11 protein-coding genes and 1 tRNA gene are annotated in these 15,850 nt (G+C 32.3%); 5 read left to right on the top strand and 7 right to left on the bottom strand.

Annotated elements, in window-relative coordinates; translation table 11 throughout:
• Positions 1-904: 904 nt before the first annotated feature.
• From J2T03_RS16070 to J2T03_RS16060, 3 genes are all read left to right on the top strand, one after another.
• Complete coding sequence (locus tag J2T03_RS16070) at positions 905-1,273, top strand: hypothetical protein (RefSeq protein WP_307212580.1); 369 nt, start codon at positions 905-907, stop codon at positions 1,271-1,273.
• Between the two features lie 202 nt (positions 1,274-1,475).
• The gene (locus tag J2T03_RS16065; RefSeq protein ID WP_307212577.1) at positions 1,476-4,151 is read left to right on the top strand and encodes a DUF4365 domain-containing protein; all 2,676 of its coding nucleotides are present in this window, start codon (positions 1,476-1,478) and stop codon (positions 4,149-4,151) included.
• Positions 4,152-4,385: 234 nt separating this feature from the next.
• Complete coding sequence (locus J2T03_RS16060) at positions 4,386-5,465, top strand: GIY-YIG nuclease family protein (protein WP_307212574.1); 1,080 nt, start codon at positions 4,386-4,388, stop codon at positions 5,463-5,465.
• A gap of 184 nt (positions 5,466-5,649) precedes the next feature.
• On the opposite strand, the gene J2T03_RS16055 is transcribed toward J2T03_RS16060, so the two are convergent.
• The 5 genes from J2T03_RS16055 to J2T03_RS16035 form a co-directional block, all read right to left on the bottom strand.
• Positions 5,650-6,837 (bottom strand): hypothetical protein, encoded by a 1,188-nt coding sequence (locus tag J2T03_RS16055; protein ID WP_307212571.1) that lies wholly within the window; start codon positions 6,835-6,837, stop codon positions 5,650-5,652.
• 107 nt (positions 6,838-6,944) lie between these two features.
• Positions 6,945-8,165: a site-specific integrase gene (locus tag J2T03_RS16050; RefSeq protein WP_307212569.1), complete on the bottom strand. Its 1,221-nt coding sequence runs from the start codon at positions 8,163-8,165 to the stop codon at positions 6,945-6,947.
• A gap of 250 nt (positions 8,166-8,415) precedes the next feature.
• Positions 8,416-8,488: transfer RNA gene (locus tag J2T03_RS16045), tRNA-Phe, on the bottom strand.
• Positions 8,489-8,594: 106 nt separating this feature from the next.
• A complete protein-coding gene (locus J2T03_RS16040) occupies positions 8,595-10,436 on the bottom strand; it encodes a lysophospholipid acyltransferase family protein (RefSeq protein WP_306843688.1) in 1,842 nt (613 codons plus the stop codon).
• 22 nt (positions 10,437-10,458) lie between these two features.
• Positions 10,459-11,697, bottom strand: coding sequence for an aspartate kinase (locus J2T03_RS16035; protein ID WP_306843690.1), 1,239 nt, complete (start codon positions 11,695-11,697; stop codon positions 10,459-10,461).
• Positions 11,698-12,022: 325 nt separating this feature from the next.
• On the opposite strand from J2T03_RS16035, the gene fbp reads away from it, so the two are divergent.
• Both fbp and J2T03_RS16025 read left to right on the top strand, forming a co-directional pair.
• Positions 12,023-13,039, top strand: coding sequence for a class 1 fructose-bisphosphatase (gene fbp / locus J2T03_RS16030; protein WP_040998657.1), 1,017 nt, complete (start codon positions 12,023-12,025; stop codon positions 13,037-13,039).
• Positions 13,039-14,058 (top strand): o-succinylbenzoate synthase, encoded by a 1,020-nt coding sequence (locus tag J2T03_RS16025; RefSeq protein ID WP_307212567.1) that lies wholly within the window; start codon positions 13,039-13,041, stop codon positions 14,056-14,058. Before fbp ends, J2T03_RS16025 begins: the two co-directional genes overlap by 1 nt.
• Here J2T03_RS16025 and J2T03_RS16020 read toward each other — a convergent pair.
• Both J2T03_RS16020 and J2T03_RS16015 read right to left on the bottom strand, forming a co-directional pair.
• Positions 14,055-14,207, bottom strand: coding sequence for a hypothetical protein (locus J2T03_RS16020; RefSeq protein WP_307212566.1), 153 nt, complete (start codon positions 14,205-14,207; stop codon positions 14,055-14,057). The genes J2T03_RS16025 and J2T03_RS16020 overlap by 4 nt on opposite strands.
• A gap of 442 nt (positions 14,208-14,649) precedes the next feature.
• Entirely contained in the window at positions 14,650-15,780 is a 1,131-nt protein-coding gene (locus tag J2T03_RS16015; RefSeq protein ID WP_307212564.1) for an alpha/beta hydrolase, read from the bottom strand.
• Positions 15,781-15,850 lie beyond the last annotated feature (70 nt).

The following is a 15,850-nucleotide window of genomic DNA, read 5'->3' as shown; positions in this document are numbered from 1 at the left end:
TCATAATTACTTAACATTAATAGAACACATCCAATATAAAAAAGACAAATCCAGCTGTTACGACTGTAAAGGACAAAGAAAAAAGTCGAGTGTCCTCGAAACCAAATCAATTCAATCATAAATATCTGAGCTTATATAAAATTACCTCTGTTTTCTTCCAATATGAGTAAAAAACACCTATGCTTTCCTTTTACCTGAGTAAAATAGACACAGGTTATGCCTTAACCTGTGTAAAAATTACGCAGGTTTTCCTTCAACTTGAGTAAAATCTACTCACCTTATCATAATATTTGTGTAAAATAGTATCAGAGCTACATTCTCATTTTATGTAATGATATACTTTAAGGCCTAACCTGTGTGAAAATTGCGCAGGTTTTCATCCAACCTGCGTAAAATTTACCCACCTTATTATATATACCTGTGTAAATAGTATCAGGTTACATCCTTACCTGCATAAAATGGATACAGGTCGGCTTATTTTTCTTTCCATAACTCATCATCTTTTTTTTCTTTCAATAGCAAAAAATATTTTAAACAACATAAGTAGGTGATTGTCATATTTTTGTGTTGTTGTGTCTTATTTTTTTCAGAGCTCTAAAAAAAGTGTGGCTTACGAGAGCGAGAGCGAGAGCAAGATGTGTCTTTGTACGTACAAACTTTTCAAGTTGTACTACAAAGACGATCTTGCTTTTTTGCAAAAAGGGGAAAAACTTCGGAACTCAGTTTTTATTTTTTGAAATCTTAAAAGGATTCAAATTAACCCAGTATATTCTTTTTTAATCTTTGGAAATTCTACGTTATTCCAGCTTGTTCTTATTTAGCCCAAACCCTACGAATACTATTGCTTTCACGGTTTTTATACTTCAATTTTGCAAATATTTTTCAATCAAATTATTATATACAAATGAAGAACTATGGCGAAAAAGAAGCACGTATTTTCATAAGAATCCAAAAACACAGGAAAGAAAGCTGGAAAAAGCTTTGTTTCAAAAAACAAATTTCTTTGAGCAGCTTAATTACCAATTCAGTGGAGAACAGAATTTTTGATGATGAAAGAAGAAAAATCCTGGCATTTATTGAAAAACAGGACAATATTTTCGTAAAGATTGAAACTAATATCAATCAAGTGGCAAAAATAGTCAATGCTCAAAAATTTATGAATGTCGAAGCTTTGAAAGGGTTTAATGAAAAACTAAAAACAATTACTGAACTGAAAGAACAGCAAAACAAAGTTTTTACAAAAATTTATTATTTAATTGCTAAAAATTGTTAATCTTCTCGGATCTAAATCCATTTCTAACAATGAAAAAAAAGAAAAATGGAGCTATGTTTTTTAGAAAGCAATAGCTCCATTTTTCTTTGATAGTTTTAGACATGCAAACTAATTTTATTAATAAATAGTTAGTGTTTGCTAGATTCTATGGTACTTAATACTTAATATTGCATAAATACAATAAAATTAACGACTGCTATTTATGTCAAGTAAATTAGATAATACAGAAATTGAAGATAAAGCTAATTCACTTCTCAATGATACTTTATCTGAATTGTTTAGGTCAAAAAATTTAAAAATGATCAAACATGAGTCTGGAAGAAGGGAAATCGGAATCGACTTTTTCTATCAAATCGTTGATAGAGAAGAGTCCGTTGATGAATTTATTTTTCTTAATCAAAATAAGGGCAAAAATGCAGTTGTAAAATCAAAAAAAAATGCAGACGTTATTTCTTATCCCTTAACAAGTTTAAGACATCCGATTTCGTGGTATAATAAAATTTCTGATCCTTTTGTTTTTACCCTCTGTGATATTGTATCAAATAAAATTTATTATTATTTTATTCAAAATGATGACACTATTCTAAATAGGATAAGTGAACAAAAAAATAAAAAGGTAAAGAGTTTTCAAATATACATCCCGAAAGATAATATTCTCAATGAGGAGAATTTTGATAAATTTCTTGATGAAATAAGTACAGCAAAGATTAAACAAATTGAAAAGTTACATGGAAATCTATTTGAATCTCATAAATCGGATTACTCCATTTTTAAAAAGGAAACGGAAGGACTACATACCATTGATAAACTTAATTACATAATAGAAAAGTTTGAGTGTATAAAAGTTATCCCTAAAAATATTCTAAGCGAAATATTATATCATACTTTTGGAGAAAATACATATCTTAATGATATGAGTATATCTACAAATAATGAGGAATTTTATAATATAATAAAAGACTTCGATGTTAACAGAAAAAGAAAAACTTATAAAATTTCCGGTGGCCATACTTTTGTAGAAAAACAAGAAGAAAAAATAAAATCTATAATTAGTTTCTTTCGCATAAATGCAATTGAACATATTTATTTTCGAGGCAGAATATTAAAAGAAGGAAATAGGTTCTGTATCCATAATCTTTTTCTTTCAGGAACTTGCAACTGTGAAAGGTGTACTTTCGAGAGATTAGATATAAGAAAAACAGAAAATCTTTTAAAACTTAATAAACCTGAGTATTCGAGTTATGAGAAACTAAGGAAAGCATACGCCTCATTTTTATTTGGAAATGTAGAACAGTCAATAGATATATTTTTAGATATATACAGAAATGAAGACAAAAATAAAAATCCTATCACCTATCTGATTGCGAAATTAAATTTGTTAGAATTAAAGCAACTAAGCGAAAGTAGTTTTTACTTTGATGATGAAACAAAAAAGAGATTTAAAGATGTAGATGATAAATCGGAAGAAAAATTTATTTTAGATAAAGCACAACATTTTTTAGATATATATAAGACTTTAAAAGATTTTCGATTTGTTTACCGGAATATTGTGTACATAGACAATTTGCTTTTTGAATTACAAAAAACTTGGTTAAGAGATAGAAAAGGGGGGTGGACATCAAACACACAATTACTTGAATTACAAAGTAATTTCTTGAGAATTCATAATTTCTTTAAATTTAATTTTGTTCTTCTCAATCAATACAACGAATATGAACAATTATGTCGAAAAATATTAGAAGGTATACTCATTATTTATACATTAAGAAACCCTGACTATGAAAAGTATGAATTTGATTTTAAAATACTTGAAATGTGGATGTTCTATGTTAAAAGTGAAGATGCTGCATTTTTGTTAAATAAGTATGAAATAAAAAGTATTAAAATACAAAGTTCCAATCTTATTTTAGGACAGTTTAAGATTTATATAGATAATTTGATAAAATCAGTTAATAATCTTGAAAAAAATAAAGATAAATATAGATTAGTTCAGAAAATTAGTAATATTATTCAAAATATAGTCAGCATTATTTCTAAAGTTGAAATTGATAAAGAAAATTTAAATATTCTTTTTTCAAAACTTTTAAAATTCATCAAAATAAACAAGATTGAAAGATTATCTCTTGTTTCAGATTTAATGAAGGTTGTTTCAGAAAAAGAAGATATAATCTCTAAGGAGAACTTATTTGAACTTATTAAACTTGGTGTTGATGATAATGTAAGAATATCTAATTTTTCTTTTCTTACAAAACTCTATTTTGAAAAAGCTACCTCAGAAGAAATTATTGATATAATCAAAGGTATTAATGATGTTTCAAATATTGAGGATATTGATTTTTCCAAAAAGGATAACTATTTTAAGTATTGGTATGGATTAAGTTTTTTAGATGATGAACTACAGAATAGAATCAAACAAAAGGTTTGTAAAGAGTTAGAAAACAATTTTAATTCTGAATTATATAGTACAGCAGTTGTTTTGGATACTATTGTGCCTCGCTTAGGAGATCAATTATTAGAAAAATTCATTGAGGGAATTCCTAACTTATCAAAAGAAAGAGAGGCATTTGGTTCACCAGAGAATTATAGACTGGATCAGGCAATTAATATTTTTTTTAAATTAGGATTCTCTCTAAAAAAATTAGAAAAGTATATTGATTATAATGTTTCATCTAAAAAAGATTATTACGATTGGCTAGTACATTTGGATACATTTGATTATTCTAAGTTCAATCCTTACTGGTTAATAGGAAACAATTTAAAATATTATATTAATACTTTTAAAAAATCAAAACCTCTTCTTGATTATTTGAAAGAGTATCTTAAAAGCGACTATGATAATGAAATTGGAAAATTTTATTTAGAAAACTTGGTAGATTGATTGTGCAAAAGAAATAGTAGTCATTACTTTGAACGGGTAGCAAACTTTATAGGGTGCGATTCGATTGAAATGACAAATGCTAGGATACATAAACCACTAAGATTACAATTACCTCGCTGCTTCTTTAAGATTAAAATCCCTCATTGAAATATGAGTTTTTTTAGTAATTACTTCGTAGTTATCTGGCAGTCGAAACAAGGGTTTAGGCTTGGGGGTAAATAATATATTTCATGTATGAACATTCTAACTAGGTTTTGTACAAAATGCAAGATTGAAAAATCCATTCATGATTTTGCCATTAGCAAAGCAACTAAAAGTGGTCGTAGGCATCGTTGTAGCAGTTGCAGAAATGCAAGAAGAAGAGAAATTTACAAAAACCCTGAACTAAGAAATTGGAACAAAGTATGGACATTCGATAAGTGCAAAAATGAAGCACTCAAATATACAAATAGAACTGATTTTGTCCACTATTCTTCATCTGCTTATCATCGTGCGATAATTGAAGGCTTTTTAGATCAAATTTGCTCGCATATGACTCCTCGGCGGAAGCCACATAAATTTTGGAATTTTGATCAATGTCAAAAAGAAGCACTAAAGTATACAACCAAAGTTCATTTCAAAAGAGATAATTCATCAGCTTATAGTATTAGTCTAAGAAAAGGTTGGATTCCTCTTATTTGTTCTCACATGAATGCAGTAGGTAATCAAAATAAAAGATTGGTATATGCTTATGAGTTTCCAAATAACGCTGTATATGTTGGTTTAACCTGTAACAAGGAAGGGAGGCAGGCACAACATCTAAAAGAAAAAACATCGCCAGTATATAATTATTCTTTGAAAAATAACCTGAATCCGGTATATAAATCAATTTCAAAATCATACATTGCTGCTGATAAGGCTCAGAAATTAGAAGATAAGACAATTAAAATCTATAAACAAAATGAGTGGATAATTTTAAATAAAGCAAAAGCAGGTGGACTGGGGTGGAGCGAAAAAAAGTGGACGTTTGAAAAGTGTCAAAAAGAAGCACTTAAGTACAAAACTAGAAGTGATTTTCAAGATAATAGTAATAATGCTTACAATGCAGCTCATAGAAATAATTGGATGCAAGTATGTGACCATATGATTTATAAAAGATCGCCAAAAGGTACTTGGACTTATGAAAGTTGCAAACAAGCAGCATTGCAATGCAAAACTAGAAGTGAATTTCGATCAAGATTTGGTGGGGCAGTAAGTAAAGCACGTGCAGAAGGTTTTTATGAAGAAATTGTTTCACATTTGAAGAAATGGGAAAATAGAACAAAATCAATATGAGACTTATCCATTTTAGTTAACAGAATAAAAGAGATTATCCTTTAAAGAATAACTGACAGTTTTTTAGTAACCGTACATCCAAACTGTCAGATCAAGTAGTACCTATTACACATAATACTTAACCTATTTTTAAAGTTATTTAATTTGATGATAAGTGTTCAGATTAAATCGTGACTAATTCATATTAGCCTACTATCGGATTATCCAATATCTTATCTGTTGAAAGATAAAAATATGCATTTTCCTGTTTAAGAATATTTTTAAGAACATACTGATTAAAGTAACTTAGTTCAATATACAATAAGCGATTATAGTCTTTCAGGTTTTTATGATCTTGATATCTTAAGATGAGTTCGTTCATCTTATTTCTGAAATATGAATTTACTTTTCTTTCATTTTTAGAATAATCTTGCATATACCTATGGGAAGCATTAATTGCAATATAAATTAGATTATAAGCCTTTGATAGTGGAAAAGTTGGCTGAAGACCATCAACGACCTGTTCAATGGTCTGATCATCAATTACCATCTTTAAATATTTATTTGATTGGTCATTTATATAACTTTTGATTTCTGACCAATAAACTTCTCTCCATAAAATTTTTTTGTCTTCAACTGAGTAAGTCCTTTCTTTTAAGATTTTATCTAATTCTGAAACAGAAAGTAAAGTACCGGAGGTTTTAATTATATTTGGAATCCAGTTTATTTTTGTAGAGTTGATCGTTGGAAGAGACGGTTCTGATGAATAAATATAATCATACGAATCAAAATAGTATATGTTGGGAATCAGAATCTTTCTGTCAATAAGGTTGTTTATTACAGAATAATATTCATGAGATGATGCATGAACTTGAAACTTAAGTTGTTTAAAATACGAGAAGTCCAATGTATTCTCAAATGTACCTTTATATGATTGTATGAGTAATACTAAATATATTTCATCAAAAATACTGATATCATTTAGTGTATAATTTAGGTTATAGTATTCAGTATAAAAGTTTTTCCAAACAATTTGCAGTTCTTTCCTTTTTTCTTCGAGAGCCACATTTGTATTATGAAAGCACTGTTCACAATTACAATTTTTTGTGTAATCATGGTTACAATAGATACATAATTTAGCTAAATCATTACCATAACCATTTTTTCTAACTTTTGTGTAAATTTGATTATTACAATATTCACATTTCTCTTGATTAAGTTTGTATGGTAGTTGTTTGTAAAAACTACTTACTTTTACTTTAGGATATTTCTGACAAATCTCTGAAATTTTAACTCCATTTTCATAATCTGCTATTGCGGCTTCTATCTCATCCTCTGTTAAAGATCTTATAGAAGATTTGGGATTTTCAAAATAATATTTTTCCTGAGTCATTTTTGTGTAATTTGGGAAGATTCTTACCTGAATAAATTTTCATTTGTTTTATTAAATATACTTATAAATTTCATACATCAATCATTATTTAGGGTAAGTAATAACAGTCAATTATTTTTTTGTAACAAGCTTTTTAAATTCTTCATGTCCTCACTGACTTGTTTATCCAGAATTTTAGCATAATGCTGAGTCGTTTTAATACTTTTATGGCCTAACATTTTACTCACACTTTCCATAGATACATTATTTCCTAATGTTACTGTTGTGGCAAATGTATGTCGGGCAGCATGAAATGTAAGTTTTTTATTGATTTCACAATTATCGGCAATGGTTTTCAAATATTCATTGATTTTCTGATTGGTATAAACAGGCAGTAATTTACCTGCTTCCAAAGTGAGAGGATGATTTTCATATTTTCGGATGATTTCTTCAGAAATAGGTAACAAAGGTATATTTGAAATAGTACTAGTCTTTTGTCGGTTGGTCATAATCCATAAGTTACCATCAATTCCTGTAGAAATATGTTCTTTCGTTAAATTATAAATGTCAATGTATGCTAGGCCTGTATAACAGCTAAAAATGAAAATGTCCCGCACCAGATTTAATCCCTGACCTGAAAAATCTTTATCCTGCATGGTTTTAATTTCCTCCTCTGTAAGAAAATTTGCGGTAACCTCATTAAACTTTCCCTTGTAATACACCACCAAGTCCTTTTCAATCCAATTGTTATGGTAACATATTTTCAGAATCTTTGCTAGATTTTTGGAATGCTTAACTGTAGAATTATTATTGCATTTTGCCACTGTTCTAAGAAAGAAATCAAAATCATTGAGGAATGCAGGCTCTATTTTTTTGATATTAATATCTGACTTTTTAAAAAAGTTCCATAGAAACTTTTTTAAATGGGATAAACATGTTTTATAATTTTTGAGAGTAGCCAGTGCATATTCTTTTCCAATGAGTTTTTCCATTCTGTTATTATGCTCTTGGAAAATCGAGATTAGATAGCGTTCTGTCTCTTGCTTTCCTGTTAAAAGATTCCTGATATCCATTGCGTCAAAGGATTCACCTGATAGAATAAGGTTTCTTTCGATTTCAAGGATCTTTGATAGCAAAACGTCAAAATACTTGTTTGTTGTGCGTGCCTCTTCAGAATTGCCTTTTAAACGGCTCATTTCCGAACTCCATTTAGATGCCTCTACAGTTTTACCTGTTGAGAATTCAGCTCGTTTTCCATTAACTGTAATTCTTAAATAAACTGGGACACACAAATTGCTTTTTGCTTTAGATTTTTTAGCATAGAATAATACCGAAACTTTGGTGTTCATGATTATTGATTTTAAAGGTTAAATTACTTTTCTGTGACCCGCTAGTCAAGATGTTCAAATTTTGAACAGGCTTGCTTTGATAGCGGGACTTTCGGAGAAATTCGGTTACCTAAAAAATTAATAAGCTCAGGTAACCGAAAAGGGCACCTTTACTTTGAGAGAATTTGATTTATTTTGATATAAGATCAAAAAAATACCCCCTCAAATTGTACAATTTGAGGGGTTTTGTTAGAAATTGTTTAATTTCCAGTGGTTTCTCCAGGAATCGAACCAGGGACACATGGATTTTCAATCCATTGCTCTACCAACTGAGCTAAGAAACCATTATATTTTTGTTGATTACTTCGTTGTTTTAAAGTGATGCAAAAGTAGTAAGTTTTCCTATATGAAGCAAGTATTAACTGTACTTTTTTAAAATAAAAATAAAACCTACTGATTTTCAGCTGAATTATTTTCCTGTTCCTTTCTGATATGATCACTCATCTCTTCCAATACAGGCTTTATCGTACTTTCCGGAAGATCACTGATTCGGATATACATCAATCCGTCGATAGCATCATTGAAGTTCGGATCCACATTAAAAGCAATCACTTTCGCATTCTGTTTGATGTATTTCTTGATCAGAACAGGTAATCTTAGCTCAGGTTCAAGATCATCAATAATTTTGTCAAGCTTATTCAGATCAGACTCCATTTCCTCAAAGAAAATATTTTTATCCCGGTCGCGAAGTTTTACCTTGTACTCGTTTCTTGGTGTGATATACTGTGCAACTGCTGAATCAAAGTAGTTTGAACGCATGAATTCAATCATCAGAGATTTCGAAAACTCAGAAAATTTATTGGAAATACTTACACCGCCCATCAGAAACTTATGATCGGAATTTCTTAAACATACATGAACTATTCCTCTCCACAAAAGGAAAAGCGGCAGTGGCTTCTGCTGATATTCTTCACAGATGTAAGCACGGCCCATTTCGATTACTTTTTTGAAGAATGGATGAATGTCCTGTTCAAACTCAAATAAAGAACTTGTGTAGAACCCTTTGATACCGTATTTCTTCATAACCTCTTTCCCTAAAGCCATTCTGTAGGCCCCGGCAAGTTTCTCTGCACTGCTGTCCCAAAGGAAAAGATGATGATAGTGCTTATCATATTCATCAAGGTCAAACGGAAGATTGCTTCCTTCTCCCACAGCCCGGAAAGTAAGCTCTCTCTGGCGGCCGATCTCTCTCATTACAGAAGGAATTTCCTCATAAGTTGTGAAATAGATTTCGTAATTTCCATTGCTGAACAGCATCTTGTCTGTACCCTTCAATCGGTTGATATCTTTCAGTATGTCTTCCTTAGGGGTTTCATCAATGATATTCTGAACGATATTTTCTTCTTTTAACAGCGGAAACTTTAACGTTAAATTTTTAAGATTGATGCTTTGGGCCAATGATTTTCTCTTTTCGTAATAAGATTTCATCATATATACCTTACGCTTCAGAAATTCCCCCAGTTCTTCAATGGTTTCCATCTCATCCATGGCCTTTACAGTGATTGGCTTTCCTATCCTGATTCTGATCGGTTTTTCCCTGTCGTTCATCATTTCCGCAGGAAGCATCAGTGTCTGTAAACTTGGATGAAGCTTGGCGACCTGGTAAAACAGGCGGCTGTTTTTAGCATGGAAATATAAAGGAACTACTGGTACCTTAGCCATTCTGATCAGTTTAAGGGCTGGTTTTTCCCAGTCTCTGTCGAGGATCTCTCCGTAAGGATTATTCTTATTGGAGACTTCTCCGGCTGGGAAAATACCTACACAGCCTCCGTTCTGAAGGTGCTTCAGGGTTTCACGCATTCCCGAAGTGCTGCTGTAAGCTTCCTTTCTGTTTTCAAAAGGATTTACAGAAATCACGTACGGTTCCATGGGTTTAATCTTTTCCAGAAGGAAATTCCCCATTACTTTAAAATCCGGACGTACTTCCGAAAGTATTTTACACATTAAAATTCCGTCAATAGCACCTAAAGGATGGTTTGAGACCAGAATAAATGGTCCGGTTTTAGGAACTTTTGCCAGATCTTCTTCAAAAGCGATATAGCTTAAGTTTCTTTCTCTTACAAATGAGTCGAAAAAATCCTTGCCTTCTTTATCTTTTAATTTGTTGTATAATCTATTAACTTCATTGATTTTGGCAATGCTCATCACAGCTGATGCGACCGGGTTTTTCAGGAACCCAATTTTGCTTAAGCCGGAAGCTGTGATAAGATCGTTTTTCGAAATTAAACTCATATGTGTTTAGTCGCAGTTAAAATTATTGTGTTACCATTTGGACCGTATTTTTGGAAATTTGCTCCAATAATACATTTTTTTCCTGGTAAAATTTGTCAATATGATCCATCTTCGCATTTCTTACTGTGAATAAAGATACATTTTTAACTGCTTTAGTTTTAAATATTTTTTGAAGTTGATCATTAAGCTCATCCACCTGGTTGAATTTGTCTTCCAGGCATAAAGCCAATGAAATAGCAGAATTCTGCATCAGAGATACCTTGATCTTATATTTGGAAAGATATCCGAAAATAAGACTCATATGGTCTTCTGCAATGAATGAGAAATCTCTTGTTGATATCTTTAACAGAACCTGGTTCTCTTTTAAGATGTAAGATTCTTCATGCTGGTTTTTATCTGAAGCTCCCACTTTAGTTCCTGCTTTGGTAGGATCTACGAAAGATTTTACATAAAAAGGAATATTTTTTTGCTGTAGAGGCTGTAACGTTTTCGGGTGAATGACGCTTGCACCGTAATAAGCCATTTCAATGGCCTCTTCATAAGAAATATTTGAAAGAAGAGAAACATCACTGAATTTCCTTGGATCTCCGGTCATTACTCCCGGAACATCTTTCCAGATTGTCATGGCTTCCGCATTCAGACAATATGCAAAAATAGCGGCAGAGTAATCAGAACCCTCTCTTCCTAAAGTTACCGTAAAATTATTGTCGTCAGAACCGATGAATCCCTGCGTTACATAGCAGATATCTGTATTTAAAGTTGAAATGAATTCCTCTGTTTTTACCCAATCTACCGTACCTTCCCTGTAAGAACTGTCGGTTTTGATATAATCTCTGGCATCCAGCCATTGATTGGTAAACTGAATTTCGTTCAGGTATTCACTCAGGATTTTTGTAGAGATCATTTCCCCGCAGCTTACGACCTGGTCATAGACGAAGCTGTAATTAGGAGATTTGTTTCTTCTTAAGAAAGAATCGATATCATCAAAAAATATATTGATCTCAGCAAAAACTGCATGGTTTTCAGGAAACAGGCCTTCCGCAATCTCGATGTGTTTTCGTTTTATCTTTTCAATCTCAGTTTGATAGTTATCCTTCTTGAAATAAAGTTCTACAACCTTTTCCAATTCATTTGTCGTTTTGCCCATTGCTGAAATAACCAGCAGACATTTGGCAAATCCCTGGCTTTGTAAAACCATGGACACATTTTTTACACTCTCGGCATCTTTTACAGATGCTCCACCAAACTTGAAAATTTTCATTAATTTGTTAAAAATAAAATTGTTAGATTAAAAATTACATGAGTTTTTTACGGAGGTCAAAATTATAAATTTACAACGAGATATGAAAGTTTCTGGCGGCCAGATGAAATTAAGATTTAATTAAAATTGAAACTTAATGAATATTATCAGAATTTCATTGATTTATTATCATCAAATGGGGATTAATGATGCAGTGATAATTTTAAGCCTACATCATTGTTGCTTTCGTATGATATTGAAAAACAACCGTTAAGGTCTTTTCTAATAAAAGCTTTCTTTCTCCGATAAATTTTCCGAAATTTGGGGAAAACGTAAAAAGAAAAATATGTCAAATCAACCATTACAGACTTTAGGAGAATTTCTTATAGATAAACAGGACGACTTTCAGTATTCTACAGGTGAATTTTCCCGTCTTCTGAGCGCCATAAGATTGGCTTCAAAAGTGGTAAACAGAGAAGTAAATAAAGCCGGAATTGTAGATATAACAGGAGCTGCCGGAAACCAAAATATCCAGGGCGAAGAACAGCAGAAACTTGATGTGATTGCCAATGAAATTTTTATTACGGCTTTGTCTCAGAGAGAGGTTGTTTGTGGTATTGCTTCAGAGGAAAATGATGATTTTATTGACATTAAATGTGGCGAAAACGGTCATTTAAGTAAATATGTCGTGCTGATCGATCCTTTGGACGGATCTTCCAATATTGATGTGAATGTTTCCGTTGGAACTATTTTCTCTATTTACAGAAGGGTAACAGAACCCGGGACTCCGGTTCAGCTGGAAGATTTTCTTCAAAAAGGAATCAACCAGATTGCAGCAGGATATGTGATCTACGGTTCCTCTACCATGATCGTTTATACTACTGGGAATGGCGTGAACGGATTTACGCTGGATCCCTCATTGGGAACCTATTATCTTTCTCATCCTAATATGACATTTCCTACCAATGGGAAGATTTATTCCATCAACGAAGGAAACTATATCAAGTTCCCTCAGGGTGTAAAAAATTATCTTAAATACTGCCAGATGGAAGAAGGAGACCGTCCTTATACCTCAAGATATATTGGTTCTCTGGTGGCAGATTTCCACAGAAATATGCTGAAAGGAGGAATTTATATTTATCCTTCCTATTCCCAGGCTCCGAACGGAAAACTAAGATTGCTGTACGAATGTAATCCTATGGCATTCCTTGCAGAGCAGGCTGGAGGAAAAGCGACGGACGGATTCAGAAGAATTCTTGAAGTAGAACCTACGGAGCTTCATCAGAGAATTCCGTTTTTCTGCGGAAGTATTCAAATGGTAGAAAAAGCAGAGGAATTCATGCGGATTGACAGTGTAAAATAATGAAAGCAAAATATTTCAGATATTTATTAGAATTTAAACGCCCGAGCGGAACGTCTCGCGGCGTTTTACATGAAAAAGAAACCTTTATTTTCGAAATTGAAGCAAACGGGAAAATAGGAACAGGAGAGTGTGCTTTATTCAGGGGGCTGAGTTTTGATGACAGACCGGATTACGAAGAAAAGCTGCAATGGCTCTGTGAAAATATTAATCAGAATTATCTGTATTTAAAAGAAGAACTGAAAGAATTTCCGTCTATATGGTTCGGGTATGAGCAGGCGGTTTTGAATCTGAAATACGGAGATCATCTGTATTTTCCAAGTGAATTTACTGAAGGAAAATCTGCTATCGTGATCAATGGGCTCATCTGGATGGGAGATATTCAGTATATGGAAGAGCAGATCCAGGAAAAGCTTGAAAAAGGATTCCACTGTATTAAGCTGAAGATTGGCGTCGATTGGGAATCTGAACACAAAATCCTTCAAAAATTAAGAGGAAAATTCTCAAAAGAAAAGCTGGAACTCCGTGTAGATGCCAATGGCGGATTTAGTAGGGAAGAAGCTAAAATCGTTCTGCAGCAGCTTGCAGATCTTCATATTCATTCTATTGAGCAGCCTATCAAGGCTGGAAACTGGAAAAATATGGCATTTTTATGTTCAGAAACTCCAACTCCCATTGCTTTAGATGAGGAGCTGATAGGAATTACAAATCCTGTTGAAAAGAGAAAACTTTTGGAAACCATTAAACCGCAGTATATTATTCTTAAACCTGCGTTGGTTGGTGGTTTTGCCGGCTCAGACGAATGGATCTCACTTGCAGAGGAGCAGAATATTGGCTGGTGGATCACTTCTGCCCTCGAAAGTAATATTGGACTGAATGCTATTGCACAGTATACATTCACAAAAAAAAATCCGATGCCGCAAGGTTTGGGAACCGGATCTTTATTTGTAAATAATTTTGAATCTAGGTTAGAACTGAACAATGAGATGCTCTGCTTTAAAACCCACAGAGAAAGTAATTAAATCTCTGGGCAGATAGGGTTGTACATATGCTCTTCATCCCATGATGTGCAGCATCTTCTTCTTGTATCCCAATTGTTACAACCAAGTGGAACTATACCTCCTTTAATTACTTTTAGTTCAGCTTTTTTAAGTTTTTTCATGTTTTTCATAGTAAAATGGTTTTAAATTTGATTAATATGGTAAATATCAATCTCTTTTTTTTATTACACAAGAATTTAACTCAAATTAACTAAAATCACAAGATAAGGAATTATTTTGTCAATATTATCTGTTGAAACTTAAATTAAGAGATGTACAAAAAGCTTCTTTAAACTAATAAAGAAGATAGAGCTGGATTGTAAAAATGAAACTAAAAAAGTAGTATTAGGGTCGGATAATTTTATTTTAGAGGTTGATACTCACTATTAAATCACGTCTTTTACAAAAATTGCTTTCTTAATATATCTTACTATGTAGGAAAACTTGTTTTTAATTCTTTTCATGATAAAATATTTTATTTCTCTTTATAATGATTTACAATCTTTATGCCATTTAAAGCAATAAACAAAACTTTAACATATAATTCATTTTATAAGAGTTTTTAATTAATCTTTAAGAAATAATTGTGAAAATATTTTCGTTATTCTTTATTCTGCCTGTGATTAGGTTTCTGTCAATTCCATGTAAATTCTGGAAAATATCATTTTGAACCATTGAGCTGGAAAGATATCCCCAATGATTTCCTATCTGATATTTGAGGCTGCTCAGGATGTCGTCCTCTACAAAAGTACAGTCAATAATGGAAACGAGATCTTTCATTCTCTCAATATCGCTTGGGCCATTTTTACCTAGTCTGGGAGTCAGGATATTTTTAGTGAATTGTGAAATTCCCAAGACTGTATCTTTTCTGTTCAGATAAACAGAAATACGGTTGGCCAGTAGCGGAAGCTTATTATATGAATCTTCGGAATCTTCGAAAACCTTATACGTTACATCAGCATTTAAAAGCAGGACCTGATCGATAACGCGGAGGATATTTTCCTTTTTAAGGCTGTACAACATACTTTGAAGAACCCTATTTCCAAGAGAATGGGCCATCAGGTGTATTCTTTGATTGCATGGAGCCAGGTCGCGGGTTGAAAAAATATCTTTTAAAAACTGGGTGTAAAAATAAAACAGCCGCATCAGTGATGATCCGGAATTAATACTTGATGCCTTATCATCAAAATAAGTCAGTGGAATAATACTGCTTGATGCGGGCCAGCTCACGAACAGAATATGCTCTATGGGTGATGCCGGATTATCGACAAACAGTTTTTTAAGATCGATAATTGCCCTTAGTTCATCATCAAAATCATACGCATACCCATGAATGAAGATCAGAACATCGCTTCTTTCCTTTGTAGAAGACATATTCTTGTATAATTCATAGAACATTCTTTGGGTTCCACCGAGATTATTGGCTGTGAGTGTTGAAGTTTTTATGCCTTTTTCATTCCGTAAAACTTCCAGGACATCTTCATAGCCCTGCTTTTCCGGCTCAGAAAATAATTTGTAATTTAAAATATTACGGTTGGTAGAATCCTTCTTCTTTCTGGTTGCTGCAGTAGGCTCTTTATAAGTGTCAAAATCACATTTTGCGATCCTGAAATTGGGAATAGAGTATTCATCATTGGAAAATGAATCTGCCTTTTCGCCTTTGTGACGGACGATCTTACGATTGCTTAGGATGTAAACAGCCATAGTCAGTAATTTTGGAAACAGTTTTTAGTTTTATCTAAAGTTAACTAAAAATAATGAAATTATTACCCGT

It is taken from the genome of Chryseobacterium lathyri (genome assembly GCF_030812195.1).
GTDB lineage: Bacteria > Bacteroidota > Bacteroidia > Flavobacteriales > Weeksellaceae > Chryseobacterium > Chryseobacterium lathyri_A.
This window is presented reverse-complemented; position numbering and strand designations above follow the sequence as displayed.

Excerpts from the sequence above, each read along its gene's own strand:
- J2T03_RS16070 (WP_307212580.1), top strand. The coding sequence starts at position 905 with ATGAAGAACTATGGCGAAAAAGAAGCACGTATTTTCATAAGAATCCAA.
- J2T03_RS16065 (WP_307212577.1), top strand. The coding sequence starts at position 1,476 with ATGTCAAGTAAATTAGATAATACAGAAATTGAAGATAAAGCTAATTCA.
- J2T03_RS16060 (WP_307212574.1), top strand. The coding sequence starts at position 4,386 with ATGAACATTCTAACTAGGTTTTGTACAAAATGCAAGATTGAAAAATCC.
- J2T03_RS16055 (WP_307212571.1), bottom strand. The coding sequence starts at position 6,837 with ATGACTCAGGAAAAATATTATTTTGAAAATCCCAAATCTTCTATAAGA.
- J2T03_RS16050 (WP_307212569.1), bottom strand. The coding sequence starts at position 8,165 with ATGAACACCAAAGTTTCGGTATTATTCTATGCTAAAAAATCTAAAGCA.
- J2T03_RS16040 (WP_306843688.1), bottom strand. The coding sequence starts at position 10,436 with ATGAGTTTAATTTCGAAAAACGATCTTATCACAGCTTCCGGCTTAAGC.
- J2T03_RS16035 (WP_306843690.1), bottom strand. The coding sequence starts at position 11,697 with ATGAAAATTTTCAAGTTTGGTGGAGCATCTGTAAAAGATGCCGAGAGT.
- fbp (WP_040998657.1), top strand. The coding sequence starts at position 12,023 with ATGTCAAATCAACCATTACAGACTTTAGGAGAATTTCTTATAGATAAA.
- J2T03_RS16025 (WP_307212567.1), top strand. The coding sequence starts at position 13,039 with ATGAAAGCAAAATATTTCAGATATTTATTAGAATTTAAACGCCCGAGC.
- J2T03_RS16020 (WP_307212566.1), bottom strand. The coding sequence starts at position 14,207 with ATGAAAAACATGAAAAAACTTAAAAAAGCTGAACTAAAAGTAATTAAA.
- J2T03_RS16015 (WP_307212564.1), bottom strand. The coding sequence starts at position 15,780 with ATGGCTGTTTACATCCTAAGCAATCGTAAGATCGTCCGTCACAAAGGC.